The 16,062-nt window shown below is 71.3% G+C and carries 19 protein-coding genes and 3 tRNA genes; 12 read left to right on the top strand and 10 right to left on the bottom strand.

Annotated features, from left to right (window positions below):
- Positions 1 to 31: 31 nt before the first annotated feature.
- Complete coding sequence (locus ACFYMO_RS23305; RefSeq protein WP_366771766.1) at positions 32 to 1,270, top strand: pyridoxal phosphate-dependent aminotransferase; 1,239 nt, start codon at positions 32 to 34, stop codon at positions 1,268 to 1,270.
- Between the two features lie 109 nt (positions 1,271 to 1,379).
- Positions 1,380 to 2,435 carry an adenosine deaminase gene (locus tag ACFYMO_RS23300; RefSeq protein WP_388548632.1) on the top strand — a complete coding sequence of 352 codons (1,056 nt, stop codon included), beginning with the start codon at positions 1,380 to 1,382 and terminating at the stop codon, positions 2,433 to 2,435.
- Positions 2,436 to 2,536: 101 nt separating this feature from the next.
- Here the strand turns inward: ACFYMO_RS23300 and ACFYMO_RS23295 are convergent, their stop codons facing one another.
- The 6 genes from ACFYMO_RS23295 to ACFYMO_RS23270 all read right to left on the bottom strand — a co-directional run bounded on the left by ACFYMO_RS23295 (position 2,537) and on the right by ACFYMO_RS23270 (position 5,266).
- Positions 2,537 to 3,610, bottom strand: coding sequence for a UDP-N-acetylmuramate dehydrogenase (locus ACFYMO_RS23295; protein ID WP_388548629.1), 1,074 nt, complete (start codon positions 3,608 to 3,610; stop codon positions 2,537 to 2,539).
- Positions 3,611 to 3,775: 165 nt separating this feature from the next.
- Positions 3,776 to 4,210, bottom strand: coding sequence for a MaoC family dehydratase (locus tag ACFYMO_RS23290; protein WP_366771763.1), 435 nt, complete (start codon positions 4,208 to 4,210; stop codon positions 3,776 to 3,778).
- Positions 4,211 to 4,215: 5 nt separating this feature from the next.
- A complete protein-coding gene (locus tag ACFYMO_RS23285; RefSeq protein ID WP_366771762.1) occupies positions 4,216 to 4,677 on the bottom strand; it encodes a MaoC family dehydratase N-terminal domain-containing protein in 462 nt (153 codons plus the stop codon).
- Between the two features lie 148 nt (positions 4,678 to 4,825).
- On the bottom strand, positions 4,826 to 4,990 hold the full coding sequence (gene rpmG / locus ACFYMO_RS23280; RefSeq protein ID WP_019354206.1) for a 50S ribosomal protein L33: 165 nt from the start codon (positions 4,988 to 4,990) through the stop codon (positions 4,826 to 4,828).
- A gap of 90 nt (positions 4,991 to 5,080) precedes the next feature.
- A tRNA-Met gene (locus ACFYMO_RS23275) sits at positions 5,081 to 5,153 on the bottom strand.
- A 40-nt stretch (positions 5,154 to 5,193) separates the two neighbouring features.
- Positions 5,194 to 5,266, bottom strand: a tRNA-Thr gene (locus ACFYMO_RS23270).
- Positions 5,267 to 5,541: 275 nt separating this feature from the next.
- Here ACFYMO_RS23270 and ACFYMO_RS23265 point away from each other — a divergent pair.
- Both ACFYMO_RS23265 and ACFYMO_RS23260 read left to right on the top strand, forming a co-directional pair.
- Positions 5,542 to 6,849 carry an amidohydrolase family protein gene (locus ACFYMO_RS23265; protein WP_366771761.1) on the top strand — a complete coding sequence of 436 codons (1,308 nt, stop codon included), beginning with the start codon at positions 5,542 to 5,544 and terminating at the stop codon, positions 6,847 to 6,849.
- 82 nt (positions 6,850 to 6,931) lie between these two features.
- Complete coding sequence (locus ACFYMO_RS23260) at positions 6,932 to 7,612, top strand: NAD(P)H-binding protein (protein ID WP_366771760.1); 681 nt, start codon at positions 6,932 to 6,934, stop codon at positions 7,610 to 7,612.
- A 178-nt stretch (positions 7,613 to 7,790) separates the two neighbouring features.
- Here the strand turns inward: ACFYMO_RS23260 and ACFYMO_RS23255 are convergent, their stop codons facing one another.
- Positions 7,791 to 8,264, bottom strand: coding sequence for a carboxymuconolactone decarboxylase family protein (locus tag ACFYMO_RS23255; protein ID WP_366771759.1), 474 nt, complete (start codon positions 8,262 to 8,264; stop codon positions 7,791 to 7,793).
- A gap of 227 nt (positions 8,265 to 8,491) precedes the next feature.
- Here ACFYMO_RS23255 and ACFYMO_RS23250 point away from each other — a divergent pair, with 227 nt between their 5' ends.
- Positions 8,492 to 8,884, top strand: a complete 393-nt coding sequence (locus ACFYMO_RS23250) for a nuclear transport factor 2 family protein (RefSeq protein ID WP_388548622.1) — start codon at positions 8,492 to 8,494, stop codon at positions 8,882 to 8,884.
- A gap of 187 nt (positions 8,885 to 9,071) precedes the next feature.
- Here the strand turns inward: ACFYMO_RS23250 and ACFYMO_RS23245 are convergent.
- The 3 genes from ACFYMO_RS23245 to ACFYMO_RS23235 form a co-directional block, all read right to left on the bottom strand.
- Positions 9,072 to 9,188 (bottom strand) — tRNA-OTHER (locus ACFYMO_RS23245).
- 72 nt (positions 9,189 to 9,260) lie between these two features.
- Entirely contained in the window at positions 9,261 to 9,833 is a 573-nt protein-coding gene (locus tag ACFYMO_RS23240) for a GNAT family N-acetyltransferase (RefSeq protein WP_388548619.1), read from the bottom strand.
- Positions 9,830 to 10,603: a GntR family transcriptional regulator gene (locus ACFYMO_RS23235; RefSeq protein WP_388548616.1), complete on the bottom strand. Its 774-nt coding sequence runs from the start codon at positions 10,601 to 10,603 to the stop codon at positions 9,830 to 9,832. The genes ACFYMO_RS23240 and ACFYMO_RS23235 overlap by 4 nt, the downstream gene beginning before the upstream one ends.
- Positions 10,604 to 11,099: 496 nt before the next feature.
- Between ACFYMO_RS23235 and ACFYMO_RS23230 the strand changes: the two genes are divergently transcribed.
- The 7 genes from ACFYMO_RS23230 (at position 11,100) to ACFYMO_RS23200 (ending at position 15,997) form a co-directional block, all read left to right on the top strand.
- Positions 11,100 to 11,366, top strand: coding sequence for a DUF6284 family protein (locus ACFYMO_RS23230; RefSeq protein WP_388548613.1), 267 nt, complete (start codon positions 11,100 to 11,102; stop codon positions 11,364 to 11,366).
- Positions 11,363 to 11,809, top strand: coding sequence for a Pycsar system effector family protein (locus ACFYMO_RS23225; protein WP_388548611.1), 447 nt, complete (start codon positions 11,363 to 11,365; stop codon positions 11,807 to 11,809). The genes ACFYMO_RS23230 and ACFYMO_RS23225 overlap by 4 nt, the downstream gene beginning before the upstream one ends.
- 337 nt (positions 11,810 to 12,146) lie before the next feature.
- A complete protein-coding gene (locus ACFYMO_RS23220) occupies positions 12,147 to 14,090 on the top strand; it encodes an FtsK/SpoIIIE domain-containing protein (RefSeq protein WP_388548608.1) in 1,944 nt (647 codons plus the stop codon).
- A complete protein-coding gene (locus ACFYMO_RS23215) occupies positions 14,090 to 14,548 on the top strand; it encodes a hypothetical protein (RefSeq protein WP_388548605.1) in 459 nt (152 codons plus the stop codon). The genes ACFYMO_RS23220 and ACFYMO_RS23215 overlap by 1 nt, the downstream gene beginning before the upstream one ends.
- Positions 14,545 to 15,615 (top strand): DUF2637 domain-containing protein, encoded by a 1,071-nt coding sequence (locus ACFYMO_RS23210; protein ID WP_388548603.1) that lies wholly within the window; start codon positions 14,545 to 14,547, stop codon positions 15,613 to 15,615. The genes ACFYMO_RS23215 and ACFYMO_RS23210 overlap by 4 nt, the downstream gene beginning before the upstream one ends.
- Positions 15,612 to 15,818, top strand: coding sequence for a hypothetical protein (locus tag ACFYMO_RS23205; RefSeq protein WP_388548600.1), 207 nt, complete (start codon positions 15,612 to 15,614; stop codon positions 15,816 to 15,818). The genes ACFYMO_RS23210 and ACFYMO_RS23205 overlap by 4 nt, the downstream gene beginning before the upstream one ends.
- Before the next feature lie 20 nt (positions 15,819 to 15,838).
- Positions 15,839 to 15,997, top strand: coding sequence for a hypothetical protein (locus tag ACFYMO_RS23200; RefSeq protein ID WP_175488416.1), 159 nt, complete (start codon positions 15,839 to 15,841; stop codon positions 15,995 to 15,997).
- Positions 15,998 to 16,062 lie beyond the last annotated feature (65 nt).

The following is a 16,062-nucleotide window of genomic DNA, read 5'->3' as shown; positions in this document are numbered from 1 at the left end:
CCCGGGCTGCCGGGTCTGGGAACATGCCTCTATGACCGCAGCGACTCCCCCTGCACAGCCCTCGTCCGAGCGGCGCCTGTCGGCCCGCATCAGCGCGATCTCCGAGTCCGCCACCCTGGCCGTGGACGCCAAGGCCAAGGCACTGAAGGCCGCCGGACGCCCCGTGATCGGCTTCGGCGCCGGCGAGCCGGACTTCCCGACGCCCGACTACATCGTCGAGGCGGCCGTGAACGCGGCCCGCGACCCGAAGAACCACCGCTACTCCCCCGCCGGTGGACTCCCCGAACTGAAGTCCGCCCTCGTCGACAAGACGCTCCGCGACTCCGGCTACCAGGTCGACGTCTCGCAGGTGCTCGTCACCAACGGCGGCAAGCAGGCGATCTACGAGGCGTTCGCCGCGCTGCTCGACCCGGGCGACGAGGTCATCGTGCCCGCGCCCTACTGGACGACGTACCCCGAGTCCATCCGGCTGGCGGGCGGTGTGCCGGTGGAGGTCGTCGCGGACGAGACCACCGGATACCGGGTCTCGGTCGAGCAGTTGGAGGCCGCGCGCACCGAGAGGACGAAGGTGCTGCTGTTCGTCTCCCCCTCGAACCCGACCGGCGCCGTCTACCCGCGCGAGCAGGTCGAGGAGATCGGCCGCTGGGCGGTGGAGCACGGGCTGTGGGTGCTCACCGACGAGATCTACGAGCACCTGGTCTACGGCGACGCGGAGTTCACCTCGCTCCCGGCGGTCGTCCCGGAGCTGCGCGAAAAGTGCGTGGTCGTCAACGGCGTGGCCAAGACGTACGCCATGACGGGCTGGCGCGTGGGGTGGCTGATCGGCCCGCAGGACGTGATCAAGGGCGCGACGAACCTGCAGTCGCACGCCACCTCGAACGTCAGCAACGTCTCGCAGGCCGCCGCGCTGGCCGCCGTCTCCGGCGACCTGGACGCCGTGGCGGAGATGCGCGCGGCGTTCGACAGGCGCCGCCGCACCATCGTGCGGATGCTCAACGAGATCGACGGCGTGCTCTGCCCCGAGCCGGAGGGCGCGTTCTACGCGTACCCGTCGGTGAAGGCGCTGCTGGGCAAGGAGATCCGCGGCAAGCGGCCCGCCACCTCCGTCGAGCTGGCCGCACTGATCCTGGAGGAGGTCGAGGTCGCGGTCGTCCCGGGTGAGGCGTTCGGCACCCCCGGCTACCTGCGGCTGTCCTACGCGCTGGGCGACGAGGACCTGGCCGAGGGCGTCTCGCGGATCCAGAAGCTGCTCGCGGAGGCCCGCGACTGAGCGGTCGGCCCCGAAGGGGAGCGAAGCGGGCCCGGAGGCGCTGCCTCCGGGCCCGCTCGCGTTTTCGGAACATCCCCTTCCGGGAACCGGCTGTCTCTCCGGGGCCCTGATGCGGCAGGATCTGGGAATGTTGCACTCTTCCGGGGAGCGGGACCCGCGTACGCTGCCGAAGGCCCATCTGCATCTGCACTTCACCGGGTCGATGCGCCCCTCCACACTGCTCGAACTGGCGGACAAGTACGGCGTGCACCTGCCGGACGCGCTGAGCGGCGCCGAGCCGCCGAAGCTGCGGGCGACCGACGAGCGCGGCTGGTTCCGCTTCCAGCGGCTGTACGACATCGCGCGGTCCTGCCTGCGGGAGCCGGAGGACATCCAGCGGCTGGTGCGCGAGGCGGCCCAGGAGGACCTGCGGGACGGCTCGCGCTGGCTGGAGATCCAGGTCGACCCCACCTCCTACGCGCCGCGGCTGGGCGGACTCACGCCCGCGCTGGAGATCATCCTGGACGCGGTGGAGTCCACGTCCCGGGAAACCGGACTCGGCATCCGGCTGCTGGTGGCGGCCAACCGGATGAAGCACCCGCTGGACGCCCGCACCCTCGCGCGGCTCGCGGTGCGCTACCGGGACCGCGGCATCGTCGGGTTCGGCCTCTCCAACGACGAACGCCGCGGCTTCGCACGGGATTTCGACCGCGCCTTCACCATCGCGCGGGAGGGCGGGCTGCTCGCGGCGCCGCACGGGGGCGAGCTGTCCGGACCGAGCAGCGTACGGGACTGCCTGGACGATCTGCGCGCCGGCCGGATCGGCCACGGGGTGCGCGCCGCGGAGGACCCCTGGTTGCTGGCCCGGCTGGCCGAACGGCAGGTGACCTGCGAGGTCTGCCCCGCCTCCAACGTCGCGCTCGGTGTCTACGACAAGGCGGCCGACGTCCCGCTGCGGGCGCTGTGGGACGCCGGGGTGCCGGTGGCGCTCGGCGCCGACGACCCGCTGCTGTTCGGCTCCCGGCTGGCCGCGCAGTACGAGCTGGTGCGCCGGGAGCACGGCTTCTCGGACGCGGAGCTGGCGGAGCTGGCCCGGCAGTCCGTGCGGGGCGCCTCGATGCCGCAGGGCATCCGGGAGGAGACCCTGGCCGACATCGACGCCTGGCTGGCGGCCGAACCGGGCTGACCCGGGGGGGACGCCGGGGCGGCCGGCCCGCGGGAGGCCGGGCCGCTGCGCCCGGTGCGGGGGCCGGGCGCGGGCGCCGGGCGCCCGTCCGTGCGCTGCGGCTACAGCGCGCAGCCGACCATCACGGGCTCGTTGGTGAGGTCGACGCCGAAGGCGTCCCGTACCCCCCCGCGCACCTCGCGGGCCAGTCCGAGCAGGTCCGCCGTGCTGGCCGAGCCGCGGTTGGTGAGCGCCAGCGTGTGCTTGGTGGAGATCCGGGCCGGGCCCTGGCCGTAACCCTTGGTGAAGCCCGCCCTGTCGATGAGCCAGGCCGCGGACGTCTTCGTCCGTCCGTCCCCCGCCGGGAAGGCCGGGGGTGCCACGTCCGGACCGAGCCGCTCGGCCACCCGGTCGAGGAAGGCCGCGTACTCCGCCTCGTCCAGGATCGGGTTGGTGAAGAAGGACCCGGCCGACCAGGTGTCGTGGTCCTCGGGATCGAGCACCATGCCCTTGCCGGCGCGCAGTCGCAGCACGGTCTCGCGGGCCTCGGCGACCGGCACCCGGTCCCCCGTCCCGACCCCGAGCAGGCGCGCGGTCTCGCCGTACTTGATCGGCGCGGACCTGCCTTGCGCGTCCTCCAGTTCGAAGCGGACCCGCAGCACGACGTGGCGCGCGGGGTCGGCCTTGAAGCGGCTGTGCCGGTAGGAGAAGTCACACTCGGCGTTCGAGAGGGTGACCGTCTCGCGGGTCCGCCGGTCGTAGGCGACGACCTCGGTGAGTGTGCTGGAGACCTCCTGGCCGTACGCGCCGACGTTCTGGATCGGCGTGGCGCCCGCGGAGCCGGGGATGCCGGCCAGGCACTCGATGCCCGCCAGCCCGGCCTCGACGGTGCGTGCGACGGCGTCCGACCAGTTCTCGCCCGCCGCCAGCTCCAGCCGGGTGCCGGCGAGCGAGGAACCGCTGGTCGCGATGTGCAGGACGGTCCCCGCGAAGCCGTCGTCGGAGATCACGAGGTTGCTGCCGCCCGCGATGATCAGCAGCGGCGTACCGCTGTCGTCGGCCTCGCGGACCGCCGCGATCACCTCGTCGTCGGTGGTCGCCGTGACCAGCCGCCGGGCCGGGCCGCCGAGGCGCAGCGTCGTCAGCGGGGCGAGCGAGACCAGGGGGACACCGGGGTCAACGTAGAGTTCCTGCACGCGCTCCAGAGTACGGGGGCGCGGGCGCTGCTCGACCGGAGGCCGCGCTGGACCGCGTCGACCCGCCCGCTCGGCTCCGGTCCGCAGCGGGCCGGCAGCCGGGGAGCCGGAGGCTCAGGGCCCACGCTTCGGGGCCCCCGGTACGGGACCGGGGCCGCCGGTCCGTCAGGCGAGCCGGACCACGGCGCGGGACATCCCCAGCACCTTGGCGCCGGCGCTGCTGACGGTCAGGTCCACCTGGACCGTACGGGCCTCGTCGTCCAGCTTCTTGGCGACCTTCGCCGCCACCTCGATGGCAGCGCCCTGGTCGTCGTCCGGGACGACGACCGGCTTGGTGAAGCGCACTCCGTACTCGACCAGCGCGCCGGGGTCGCCCGCCCAGTCGGTGATCACCCGAGCGGCCTCGGCCATGGTGAACATGCCGTGTGCGATCACGTCCGGCAGCCCGACGTCCTTGGCGAACCGCTCGTTCCAGTGAATGGGGTTGAAGTCCCCGGAGGCGCCCGCGTACCGGATCAGCCGCTCGCGGTCCACGGGGAAGGTGCGGGCGGGCAGCTCCGTGCCCACCTCCACGTCGGCGTAGGCGATCTGCGCTGTCATGTCCGTCACTCCCCTTCGGCCGCTTCCACCGCACGCGCGACCAGCTTGGTGTACACGGTCACCACCGGCTCTCCCGCCGCGTCCCGGACGTCGCCGCGCACGTCGAGGACCTCGTTGCCCGCCAGGGACTTGATGGACTCGATCGTCGAGGTGGTCGAGAGCAGGTCCCCGGCGCGGACCGGGCGGTGGTGGACGAAGCGCTGGCCGCCGTGGACCACTCGCGCGTAGTCCAGCCCCAGTTCCGGGTCCTGCACCACGGTGAAGGCTTCCCGGAACGTGACGGAGAAGACGAAAGTGGGCGGCGCGATCACCTCGGGGTGACCGAGCGCCCGGGCCGCCTCGGCATCCGTGTAGACGGGGTTGTCGTCCCCGATGGCCTCCGCGAACTCGCGGATCTTCTCCCTGCCGACCTCGTAGGGCCTGCCGGGCGGGTACGTCCGTCCGACGAAGGACTGGTCGAGTGCCATCTGCGGCGCCTCCTGCGGCGGTGCGGCGAATTCACGACGAGTACGACGAGTACGGCTGCGCGGGACGTCCGGTTCCGGGGCGCCGGACACCGGACACAGCACGAGGCCGACCCCGATCGACGGGGACGGCCTCGGAGCACGAGACGATTCAGCGCGTCTCGCGGTGCACGGTGTGCCGGTTGTCGCGCGGGCAGAACTTCTTCATCTCAAGCCTGTCCGGGTTGTTGCGCCGGTTCTTCTTCGTGATGTAGTTCCGCTCCTTGCACTCCACGCAGGCCAGCGTGATCTTCGGGCGGACGTCTGTGGCAGCCACGTGAGTGCTCCTTGACGAACGGACGGGTTTTAACGCAGAAAGAGTAGCCGATCGGAGGACCGACCCCACAACCGGCTACTGTCGGTGAAGTAGCGGTGACCGGACTTGAACCGGTGACACAGCGATTATGAGCCGCTTGCTCTACCGACTGAGCTACACCGCCACGATGCGGCGACCTCCCGACGGAAGATCTCTCACATCAGAGCCCCAAAACGGAATCGAACCGTTGACCTTCTCCTTACCATGGAGACGCTCTGCCGACTGAGCTATTGGGGCGAGCGATGAAGACATTACACGCCCCGCCGCCAAACGTGAAATCGGTATTCGCCCCGCCGACGCCCCCCGGACCGGCCTCCGGATCGCCGCTGATCCGCCCCCGGCTCGCCGCCCGCGCGGCCGTCGGGCCGGGGGCGGACCTCAGCAGCACCCACCGGCTCCGGCGCACCACCCGGAACGGACCTGGCACACCACACCGGTACGACTATTCGTCTCCTCCCCGTCGGCGCTCACTGCGCGTCCTACTCTCGTCCCACATACGACGTGGGAGTCCGATGACCGACAGCGAGCCACAGGAACCGGGAAAGGCGGGGCGGGATTCCCGCGACGCCGCCCGGCGGTCCGCCCGCCCGGCACGCTCCCTCGTGCTGTGCGGCGCGCGACTGGCCGACGGCCGCACGGTCGACGTACGCCTCGTCGGCGAGCGCATCGAAGCAGTCGGCACCGCCGGCAGCCTCGGCACGGAACAGGACAGCGCCACCCGGATCGACCTGTCCGGGTATCTGCTGCTCCCCGCCCCCGCCGAACCCCACGCGCACTACGACACCGCGCTGACCGCCGACCCGCCCGGCCGCCCCGACCTCGGCCGGTCCGGCGACAGCGCCGATCCCGCCACGGACGACGTGCAGCGGCGCACCACCGAGGCGGCGCTCCTCCAGCTCAGCCAGGGCGCGACCGCGCTGCGCACCCATGTGCACATCGGCGACGTCGCGGGACTGCGCTCCCTGGCGGCGGTGCTCCAGGCCCGCAGGTCGCTGCGCGGTCTCGTGGACCTGAGCGCCGTCGCCGTGCCCCGGCTGCTGACCGGGGCCGCGGGAGCCGAGGGGCTGTCGATGCTGCGGGACGCCGTGAAGATGGGTGCCGCCGCCGTCGGCGGCTGCCCCGACCTGGACCCCGACCCGGGCGGCTACGTGGAGGCAGTCCTGGACGTCGCGGCCGAGCACGGCTGCCAGGTCGACCTGCACACCGACGGCGGCGACCCGGCGCGCCTCGCGCGCCTCGCGGCCGCGGTCGGCGGGCTGCGGCCCGGCGTCGCCATCGGTCCCTGCGGCGGCCTCGCCCGGCAGCCGCTCCAGATCGCGCAGCGGGCCGCCGGCCAACTGGCCGCCGCCGGGGCGACGGTGGTGTGCCTGCCGCAGGGCAACTGCGGCGTACTCGAACGCTCCACCCCCACCGCGCCGTCCCGGACGGCGCCCGTCCGGATGCTGATGGCAGCCGGGGTCGCGGTCGCCGCGGGCAGCGGGGCGCTGCGGGACGCCGCCAACCAGGTGGGCCGCGGCGACCCGCTGGAAGCCGCCTACCTCCTCGCCTCGCACGGAGAGGCCCGCCCCTACAGCGCCTACGAGGCGATCAGCACCCGTGCCCGCGCCGCGATGGGACTGCCCGAGGTGCGTGTCGAGGCCGGCTTCCCCGCGGAACTGCTCGCGGTCCGCGGTACGGAACTGGCCGCGGCGCTCTCCCTCGCCTACAGCCGGATCGTCGTCCACCGGGGGCGTGTGGTGGCACGCACCAGCGCCGTACGGGAGTACTGCGACCTGGTCGGAGCACGCGAGTTGGGCCTGCCGCGCCAGTCCCAGGGGTGACGGAGCGGGCGGACGGGTGCGCGCCCGCTCCGGCGGACCGGGGGTGCGCCGTCGGCCGCCGCGGGAAGCGTACGGTCGGGGGATGCGCACAGTTATCGCAGGTGGACACGGTCAGATCGCGTTGCGGCTGGAGCGGCTGCTCGCCGGGCGCGGGGACACGGTGGCGGGAATCGTCCGCCGCCCCGGACAGGCGAGCGACCTCCTGGCCGCGGGTGCCGAACCCGTCGTGTGCGACCTGGAGACGGCCGGTGTGGAAGAGGTGACACGGCATCTGGAGGGCGCCGACGCGGCCGTCTTCGCCGCCGGAGCCGGGCCGGGCAGCGGCAGCGACCGCAAGCAGTCGGTGGACCATCGCGCGGCCGTCCTGTTCGCCGACGCGGCACAGGCAGCGGGCGTGCGACGCTACGTGATGGTCTCCGCAATGCGAGCCGATGCACTCCTCGACGGCACCCCCGACGGCATGGACCCCGTCTTCGCGGACTACCTGCGCGCCAAGGGCGCCGCCGACGACGACCTCCGGGCCCGCACGGACCTCGACTGGACGGTGCTGCGCCCCGGCCGGCTCACCGACGCGACCGGCACCGGCCGCGTCCACCTGGCCCCCGAGACCGGCCGCGGCGAGGTGACACGGGACGACGTGGCCGCCGTCCTCATGGCCCTGCTCGACGAGCCCCGCACCGCCGGACTGACCCTGGAACTCATCGGCGGCCGGATGCCGATCCCCGAGGCCATCGACGAGGTCGCCGGGGTGGAAGGAAGCTGACGGCGGGAATCCGCCGCTCCCCGGTCGGGCGTGGGCGCGGGTTCGGTGCCGACGCGGGCCGGCGCCCGCACGGGCACCGGCAATTCGCCCGCCGTGGAACGGCGCTGCCCGGGCGGCGCTCGTCCCGAGACGGGACCAGCGCCGCCTCCCGCCGCCCCTGCTCACCCCTGACTCTTCGTCACCCGAACTGGCCGGGCTGGTAGGTCCCGGCGGGCTGCTGGACGAGGACGTTCCCGCGGTTGAAGGCATTGATCAGGGCGATCAGCGACACGAGGGCCGCGAGCTGCTCCTCGTCGTAGTGCTCGGCGGCGGCCGACCACGCCTCGTCGGTGACCCCGCCCGCCGCGTCCGCGATGCGGGTGCCCTGCTCCGCCAGCTCCAGCGCAGCCCGCTCGGCCGCGGTGAACACGGTGGCCTCCCGCCAGACCGCGACCAGATGGAGCCGGGTCGAGGTCTCGCCCGCGTACGCGGCTTCCTTGGTGTGCATGTCGGTGCAGAACCCGCAGCCGTTGATCTGGCTGGCGCGGATCTTCACCAGTTCCTGCGTCGCGGACGGCAGCGCCGAGTCCTCCACCACCTTGCCGGCCGCGACGATGTGCTTCATGAACCTGCTCAGCAGCGGGCTCTCGAAAAGGTTCAGACGAGCTTCCACGGTGCACTCCCTGCTTGCCGTTGTCGATGACTGCACCCGTTCCGACGGCTGTGCCCCCGCACGATGTGACATGGCAGGAATGTGACGTGCGTCTCCCCCGCCTCCGGCTGCGCCGGGCTCGTCTCCGACCGGATGGCAGGTGGCCATGACGCCCCCTCTCACCTGCGTCGGATACGCCAACAGCGCAACGAAGGAGACCTGGGCGATCCGGCCGCCATAGTGATCGGATGCCGAACGACGAGCACACCGAAAGCCTCCGGGCAGCCGAACGCCGCCTCCAAGCTGCCCAACTCGCCTCCGATACCGATGCACTGGCCGAGCTGATCGACGACAGGGGACGGTTCACCGGACCGGACGGAAACCTCCACACCAAGCAGGACGACCTGCGCGCACACGCATCCGGCCGCCAGGTGCTGACTCATCTCGAAGAGGAGGAACTCCAGGTACTGGCCACCGCGCACACCGGTATCATCTGGTTCCTCGGCACACTGGAGGGCTCCTTCGAGGGGCAATCCGTACGCGCCCGGCTGCGCTATACCCGGACCTGGACCCGTGACCGGACGAGCTGGAAGATCATTGCGGCCCACGCCTCCCTCGTCGCCGACGAGCCCTCTCCCTGACCGTGCCGGAGTGCGGCCTGCAGGGGGGGGGGACGCCTGGGGGAAAGTTCGCTGATCAACCCCGGTGGGCCGACGGAACAGGGGGCCTCGAATCGCCCTCTTCGCCCCTCCTTCGCGTCGGGGTGTTCGAGCACGAAAAACCCCTCCGACTCTGCTCTCTCGCAGGTCGGAGGGGCTTCCTTCAAAGTGGCGGCGCCAGGATTCGAACCTGGGAAGGCTGAGCCGGCAGATTTACAGTCTGCTCGATGGATAAGCCCCTACCTGCGGTTCCTTCGATCGGAACCGCGCGTGCCCCACGCTGGCCCCACAAAGGCCGCCTGAAGCGCCTACGGTCGCACAAGCTCTGTCGCCCTGTGGCACCGGCAGGCACGGGCGCCTAGGAATCCGCGGACGTGACCCGCACAGGCTCCGGGCTCAAATCCACGAAGGGATGCGCCGCGGGACGAGTCGGCCGCTGGGCAAGCCAGCCGGACACACGGGGGCCACCATTGACAGCCGACCCTTCACGCATAGTTCGTACGTGCTCGAATCCCTGGTTGAGGTAATACCGCTGAAGCGCTTCGTTTGTGGTCCACGCATCAAGCCGCAGCCACTTCGCGCCGCACTTGTAGGCACGGTCTCCAGCCCAGTTGAGCAACTGACCACCGAGATTCTGACCTGCGTGGGAGCGCGCCACGGTGAGCTTGTTTATGAACACCGACGGCTCAGCCAACTCGGCCGCAGTCCATAGACCAGCCTCAGCCTCGAACGTAAGCGTGACGGTCCCAACAGTGGCGTCGCCATCTCGGACCATGAAGACCGTCCCCGCCTCGATGGTGGCAAGAAGGCGGTCCGCCGGGTAGGGGCGCCGCCACTGATCCGTACCCAGCTCGGTGAGCCAAGCCGCTGCCTCCTCACGGAAGGCGAGCAGCTTGGCCACGTCACAGGGTTCTGCAGGCGCAATGATCACTGGGGCTCGTTCTCGCTTCGCGCAGAAAGGTCACCGATCTCATAGTTCATGCGGTTCAAGTCCCCTCGGAACGTGGTTGTGGTACACCGAATCGGCCGGTCTTCGGAGTAGCCCGTTCGCGTCCAGAGCAGCACCGGGACCCCGGCACCGACCTCCAGAAGCCGCGCTTCTTCGGGTGTGGGCATCCGCGTGGCGATTTCGTCGAAGTACCCCACCTGCTCGATGCCGACCCCAGCGAGGTAGCGCGTCGTTCCCTCGTCGATGTCCCCCGGTTCTGTGAGCCGAGGGGCTTTGCTGATCAGCCAGTCCGGATAGTGGGTCGCCTGAGTCGACCACGGCACGTCGTCCACGAAGCGGTGACAGAAGCGCAGCACCGCAGTGGAGCCAGCAGCGACGTGCAGCCGCTCAGCCACGAAGTCCGGGGCCGGCTTCAGCTCTACCCGGAACGTCTGGTGCGGCCGACGCCCTGCGTTCTTCACGTCGGTGCTGTATGCGTCACCAGCCTGGGGAAGATCCAGATTTTCGAACCGGGAAGCGTTCAGCTCGAAGACTTCGTGCTTGGCCACCTCGTAGCCAAGCCCCTGGCTGGAGGTCACCAATCCTTGCGTGACCAGCAGCCCCAGCCCCGACCTGACGGTGTTCCGCGAGGCATCGAAGCGCGCTGAAAGCTCGCTCTCCGACGGAAGCCGCGCACCAGGCGCGAAGGTGCCGTTGTCGATCTCGCGGCGAAGCGCATCGGCAACCTGTCGGTACTTGGGCTGCTTACTCATACCCCCATCATGCAGCACTCGCGCAACTTGTTGGTACATGCGGGCTCCCATCGCTTGACGGCTGCCACTGCGGCAGTGCAGTCTCTTCTTATCCAGCTTGTACCAACAAGCTGAGCAAGCGGAGCATTCCCAGCAAGTGTGCTCGCTTGTGCATGGAACGCGGCCCAAGCGGGTCGAAGGGGCCCGGGACAGAGCGGGCCGAGGCAGCCCGGGGCCTTGTCATCCGGAGGGCTAGGCCGAAAGGCCATGTCTCCATACGCCTACACGGGACAGGGCGGCTCTACCTGATACGGGAGCCGTCGCCCCCGAAGGAGACGAACAAGCACGTCACACACCTTCCGCAGCGCTTCATGCGCTTCGGCCGGTTGCCTCCCCTGCCCGTCTCGTACGGGCGGGGCCGAGGGGAGCCGGATTCCCCGACTTCAACGGCGCGGCCCCGGTGCTGGAACACCGGGGCCGCTTTCGGGCCGTTCCACTGCGAAGGGAGCACGACCCAATGGACCACATCGTGACTGTTCAGGACGCTGTTACCGGGTTCGAGCCGTGGATGGAGCCCACGGACGCGGAGCTGGATGCCATCGAGGCGGAGATGCCCGCCATCGCCGCCGACGTCGACTGGCTGGAGGCGGTCATCGTCACGTTGGACCGCACTCCGACCGAGCTGGACACCCGCCGCATCCGCCGCGCCCGGCGCCGGGCGCTGGACGCGCGCCGGGACCTGGCCAACCGGACCGCCGAGAGCTTCGCGGGAGGTGCGGCATGAACGCCGTGAAGGATGCGAAGAGCGAGGTGAAGGCGGAGATCGCCCGCACCGACAGCAAGGCGAGTCTGCTGCTGGCGTTCAACGGTGTGGCGCTGGCCGGCGTGTGGTCGGTGGGTGCGCAGCCGTGGGTGCCTGTGGCGGCCCGGATCGTCGGTGCCGGCGCGCTGGGCCTGCTGCTCGCTTCGGTGACCCTGCTGCTGCTCGTGGTCCGTCCCCGTATCAGCCCGACCGCGGCCCGGGTGGGTTTCCCGCACTGGGCCAAGCTCACGGCCGGCGAGCTGACTGCTGAGCTGGCTGCGGACCGCACTGCCGACCACGTGGTGGCGCTCTCGCGGATCGTGGTGGTCAAGATGCGCGCTTTGCAGCGCGCGGTGAACCTCACCCTGGCGACCGGCGCCCCGCTGGCCGTGGCCACCCTGATGACGGCGCGCGGCGCGCTGTGAACCGACCTGCCCCGACCAGCCGGACGCCGCAGACGGCTTCCTGAGCGTCTGACACTCCTTCCGTGTGGGGCGAAGCCTCCGAAGGGCTGTCAGGCCGCGAGAGGCCCTGTAGCAGCCCCGCGTGAGGGCTGTTTACCGCCTCGCGCGCACACGCGCACGCGTAGAGCCCCCTCCCCCGAATCCGGCTCAACCTGCAACTTCGCAGGTCAGAGCCGGTTGCAGGGGGTCAACCGCCCGCCGAGCTGCAACCGGTGGGCGCAACCAGTCATGCAGGGACGGGCCGGAGCCCCGCGCCAACGAAGTCTCCGGCCCTGATCCACGAACTTGGAGGAGCCTCGTGGACCACACAACAGCATGGGACAAGGTCGGTGCCGCCACCAAGGCGGCCCGTCGGTTCTCGGCGGAGCGGATCAACCAGGTCTCGGCGCTCGCGGATGCGGCGGCCCCGCTGTGCGCCCCGTTCGCGGCCCGCTGGGACACCGAGGCCGACCGGCGCCGCCAACTGCGCACCGAAGAGAACCTGAAAGCGCTTCTCAAGGCGCAGAAGGAGCACAACTCCGCGAAGGTGCAGGCGTCGTCGGCGCGGTCGCAGCGCGCGTTGGCGCGCAGGAACGAGAAGAACCCGCTCTCGTCGGCGCGCCGGTCGGCGAAGCGGGCGGACAAGGCGGCGTCCAAGCACGCCCGCCACGCCAAGCAGGGTCTTGCGGCGGCCCGGAAGAACTACCCCGCCACGCTCACATCCGTGGCGGCCAAGGCACACGCCGCGCACGCCTCAGCGGCGGGGCTGTCCTCCTACGTGCTCTCCACCGGGCAGGACTGGACGGTGTGGCCGGCATCGGTCTCGGCGGTGCTCATCGCGGCGAACGTCGGTGGTCTGCTGCTCGGGCGGCGGAAGGTCACCGCCTCGGTGACCGAGGAGGTGAGCGAGGAAGAGCGGCAGTTGATGGAGCGGCTTGACCCCTCGTACTGGGTCGAGCACGCCGATGCGCGCGGCCTGGGCGGGACGGTCACCACCCCGCCGGCCGTCACCACGGCGGGGATCGAGTGCGAGATCCGGCTGGACGGGCAGTGGACGGTCAAGAAGCTGCGGGCGGCTGCCGACTCGGTCCGCGCGCTGCTGGGCGCCCGCACCGAGCTGCCGATGCTGGTGGCCGCCGCTTCGCGGGGCGGCTGGGCCGTGATCCGGCTGCGGACCCGGTCGGCCGCGCCCGATGGTGCGATCCCCTTCTGCCCCGGGGACGCGCTCGGGGTGGACATGGTCACCGGTGAAGAGGTCGATGTCCCGCTGGGGCTGCGGATGCTCATCGCGGGCATGTCCGGGGCGGGCAAGTCCACCGCCTCGCGTCCGCTGCTGTTCAAGGCGTCCGAGGGGCCGGAGAACGTGCTGGTCATCATCGACCTGAAGAAGGTCGAGGGGCGGCTGTGGGACCACCGGGCCCGCGTCGCCCATAACCCGGCCGCCGTGGTCGAGCTGGTTGACGAGCTGGTGGCGGAGCTCGAAGAGCGCCTGGACGTGCTGCCCAAGGGACAGGCCACCCTCATCCCCACCGCCGAGCGGCCCCGGATCACACTCGTCGTGGACGAGGGTGCCGAGGTCATGAGCTCGTGCACGGCGGTGGAGACCGTCACCGGCTACACCGACAAGGGCAAGGCAGTCGTTGAGAAGCGCGATGCCCTGGAAGGGCTGGACAGCATCGCGCGCATGGGGCGTGCGGCGTGCATCGACCTGTGGTGGATGACGCAGTCCCCGACCTACGGCGACGGCGTCCCGCGGCAGATCGCCAAACAGCTCGGCACCCGCCTGGGCCTGGCGGTCGAGTCCCCGACCGAGGCCCGCGTCGTGTTCGGGGAGTCGGCGCAGGACAAGGGCTGGCGGGCCGATGAACTGCCCATGCCCGGCGTCGCGATGCTGCGTGACGGGCAGCGCTCGCCCGACCCGGTCAAGGTGCGCTTCATGACCGACCAGGAAGTCGTGAACCTCCCCGACACCGCGATCTGGCAGCGCCCCGACACCCCGGCGCCCCGCCCCTCGCTCAGCTTGGTCAAGGACGAGGAGGTGCCGGCGCCCCGCGCCGAGGACCCCCGGCCCGCCGCTGAGGCGACCAACCGTGACCGGGTGCTTGAGGCGGTGCGCTGCGGTGCCCGGTCCGCGGCTGCCGTGGTCACCGAGACCGGACTCAACAAGGGCACGGTCAGCCGGGAGGTCAAGGCCCTGGTCACGGCCGGTGCCCTGGTCAAGGGCGACGACGGGGCCCTCACCGACCGGGAGGCGGCAGCGTGATGCGAGAGCCCATGACGCCCCGGCAGGCGGAGAGCGAAGCCCGCAGGATCATCACCGAAGCGTTCGACGCTCCCGCGTGCACGTCCTACCGCGACACCTCCCCCGCCGAGCCGACCGGGGCCCAGCCGGTGGCGCAGCCCGAGACCCGCACCGTCCCAACCTGGGCGGTGGGCACGGCCGTCGCCTCAATCGGGGTGGGTGCCGGAGCGGTCGGCCTGGGCTGCGCGGTCTGGCTGGCCGCACAGGGCCTTGCCGCCATCACCCTGGCCGGCGTGCTCGCCGCGCTGGCGCCGTTCCTCGGCGTCGCCCTGGTCGTGCTCGCCGCCGGCGCCGCCCTCAACCGGGCCAAGCGCAGCAGCACGCCCCACATCCACACCGGCACGGTCGTGAAGAACACCCAGGTCACGACACAGACGCGCGGGATGCTCTCCCGCACCCGCACGGAGGTGACCCAGTGAAGCTCGACACTCAAGAACAGGTCAACGCGGCGGAACGCGTCCTGCGGCTGTCGTGGGTCATCGTCTTCGGTGCTGTCTTGTACTCGGTCCTGACGGTGACTCCGCTCGTGCAGCGGGTCACCCCGGATGGCTGGGGGCTGACCGCCCCGATCCTGCCGATCGTCGTGGACGCGGCCGTTGTCATCGTGGTCCGGGTAGACGCGATCGTCGCCCGACTCGATGGGGATGCCGGGTTCTGGCCGGCACTCCTGCGGTGGCTCACCGGGATCATGACGCTCGCGCTCAACGTGGGCGACTCCGCCCTGAGCGGCGACATGGTCGGGGTCGGCGTTCACGCGGTCGCGCCGATCCTGCTCATCGTCACGGCCGAGGCGGGCTTGAAGTGGCGACGCGCGATCACCACGGCGGTGGAACGGATCGAGCGTGAACACCGCGAGGAAGTGGAGCGTGAACGCGCTGAGCGGGAGGCCCGTGAACAGCGCGAGCGCGACGAGCGTGAACAAGAGCGGGCCGTCCGTGAACGTGCGGAGCGCGAGGAGCGTGAACACGCCGAACGGCTGGAGCGTGAACGTACCGAGCGGGCGGCACGCGAGCGGCGCGAGGAGCGTGAACACGCTGCCGCCCTGGAGCGGGAGAAGGCCGACCGTGAGGCCCGTGAGCGCCAGGAAGAGCGCGAGCACGCCGAGCGTCTGCGTCGGGAACAGCAGGCCCGCGAGGATGCCGAACGCCAGCGCCGTGAACAGCACGAGCGGGACGAGCGCGAACGCCGTGAACAGCAGGAGCGGCAGGCCAGTGAACACCGCGAGCGGCAGAAGCCTGAGCACCCCAAGCCCGGCACCGTGAACACCTCCAAAACCAAGCCCGTGAACACTCCGCAGACCGACGACAAGATGCCCGAGGCTGACGCCCGCGCCGCCGTCGCACGCGGCGTCATGAACGGCGCTTCGGTCCGTGAACTGGTCGAGCTGACCGGCTGGTCCATCGGCTGGGTGACCGCCCGCCGCAAGGAGGCCCACGAGCCGAGCAACGTTCCCGGCCAGACTGAGCTGGAGGTGGCCGCCGCGTGATCGTGGTCGCCTACCTGCTGTCCGTGGCGGTCGCCCTGGTGGTCCTGGCGACGGCTCTCCGCCGCCGCCCGACCGCGGCCCTTCCGACACCCCCGACGCCGACACCCGCACCGGCCGCCCTGCCCGACGAAGCCCAGGCGGATATCCGCGTCATCCTCGCTGCCGCCGCCCAGCTCGCAGCCCGCCTCACCCCCACCGCCTGACCAACCGAAAGGGAAGCCCCATGGAAGCCGACACCTACTGCGACGAGTGCGCCAGCGAGTACTGCACCGGACACGAGATGTGCGACGCGTGCAGCGGCGACATCTGCGCGGACTGCGGGGGCTGCAACTGCCCCGACAGCGAGTGCCCCGGCTACGTCGCCCACTACCAGGGCGCCTGAACCCCACCGACCCACCGCACAACGACGGCGGCGGCCCCCATTCCGCCAAGAACCCGGGGCCGCCG

This window comes from Streptomyces sp. NPDC007025 (assembly GCF_042869455.1).
Taxonomy (GTDB): domain Bacteria; phylum Actinomycetota; class Actinomycetes; order Streptomycetales; family Streptomycetaceae; genus Streptomyces.
This window is presented reverse-complemented; position numbering and strand designations above follow the sequence as displayed.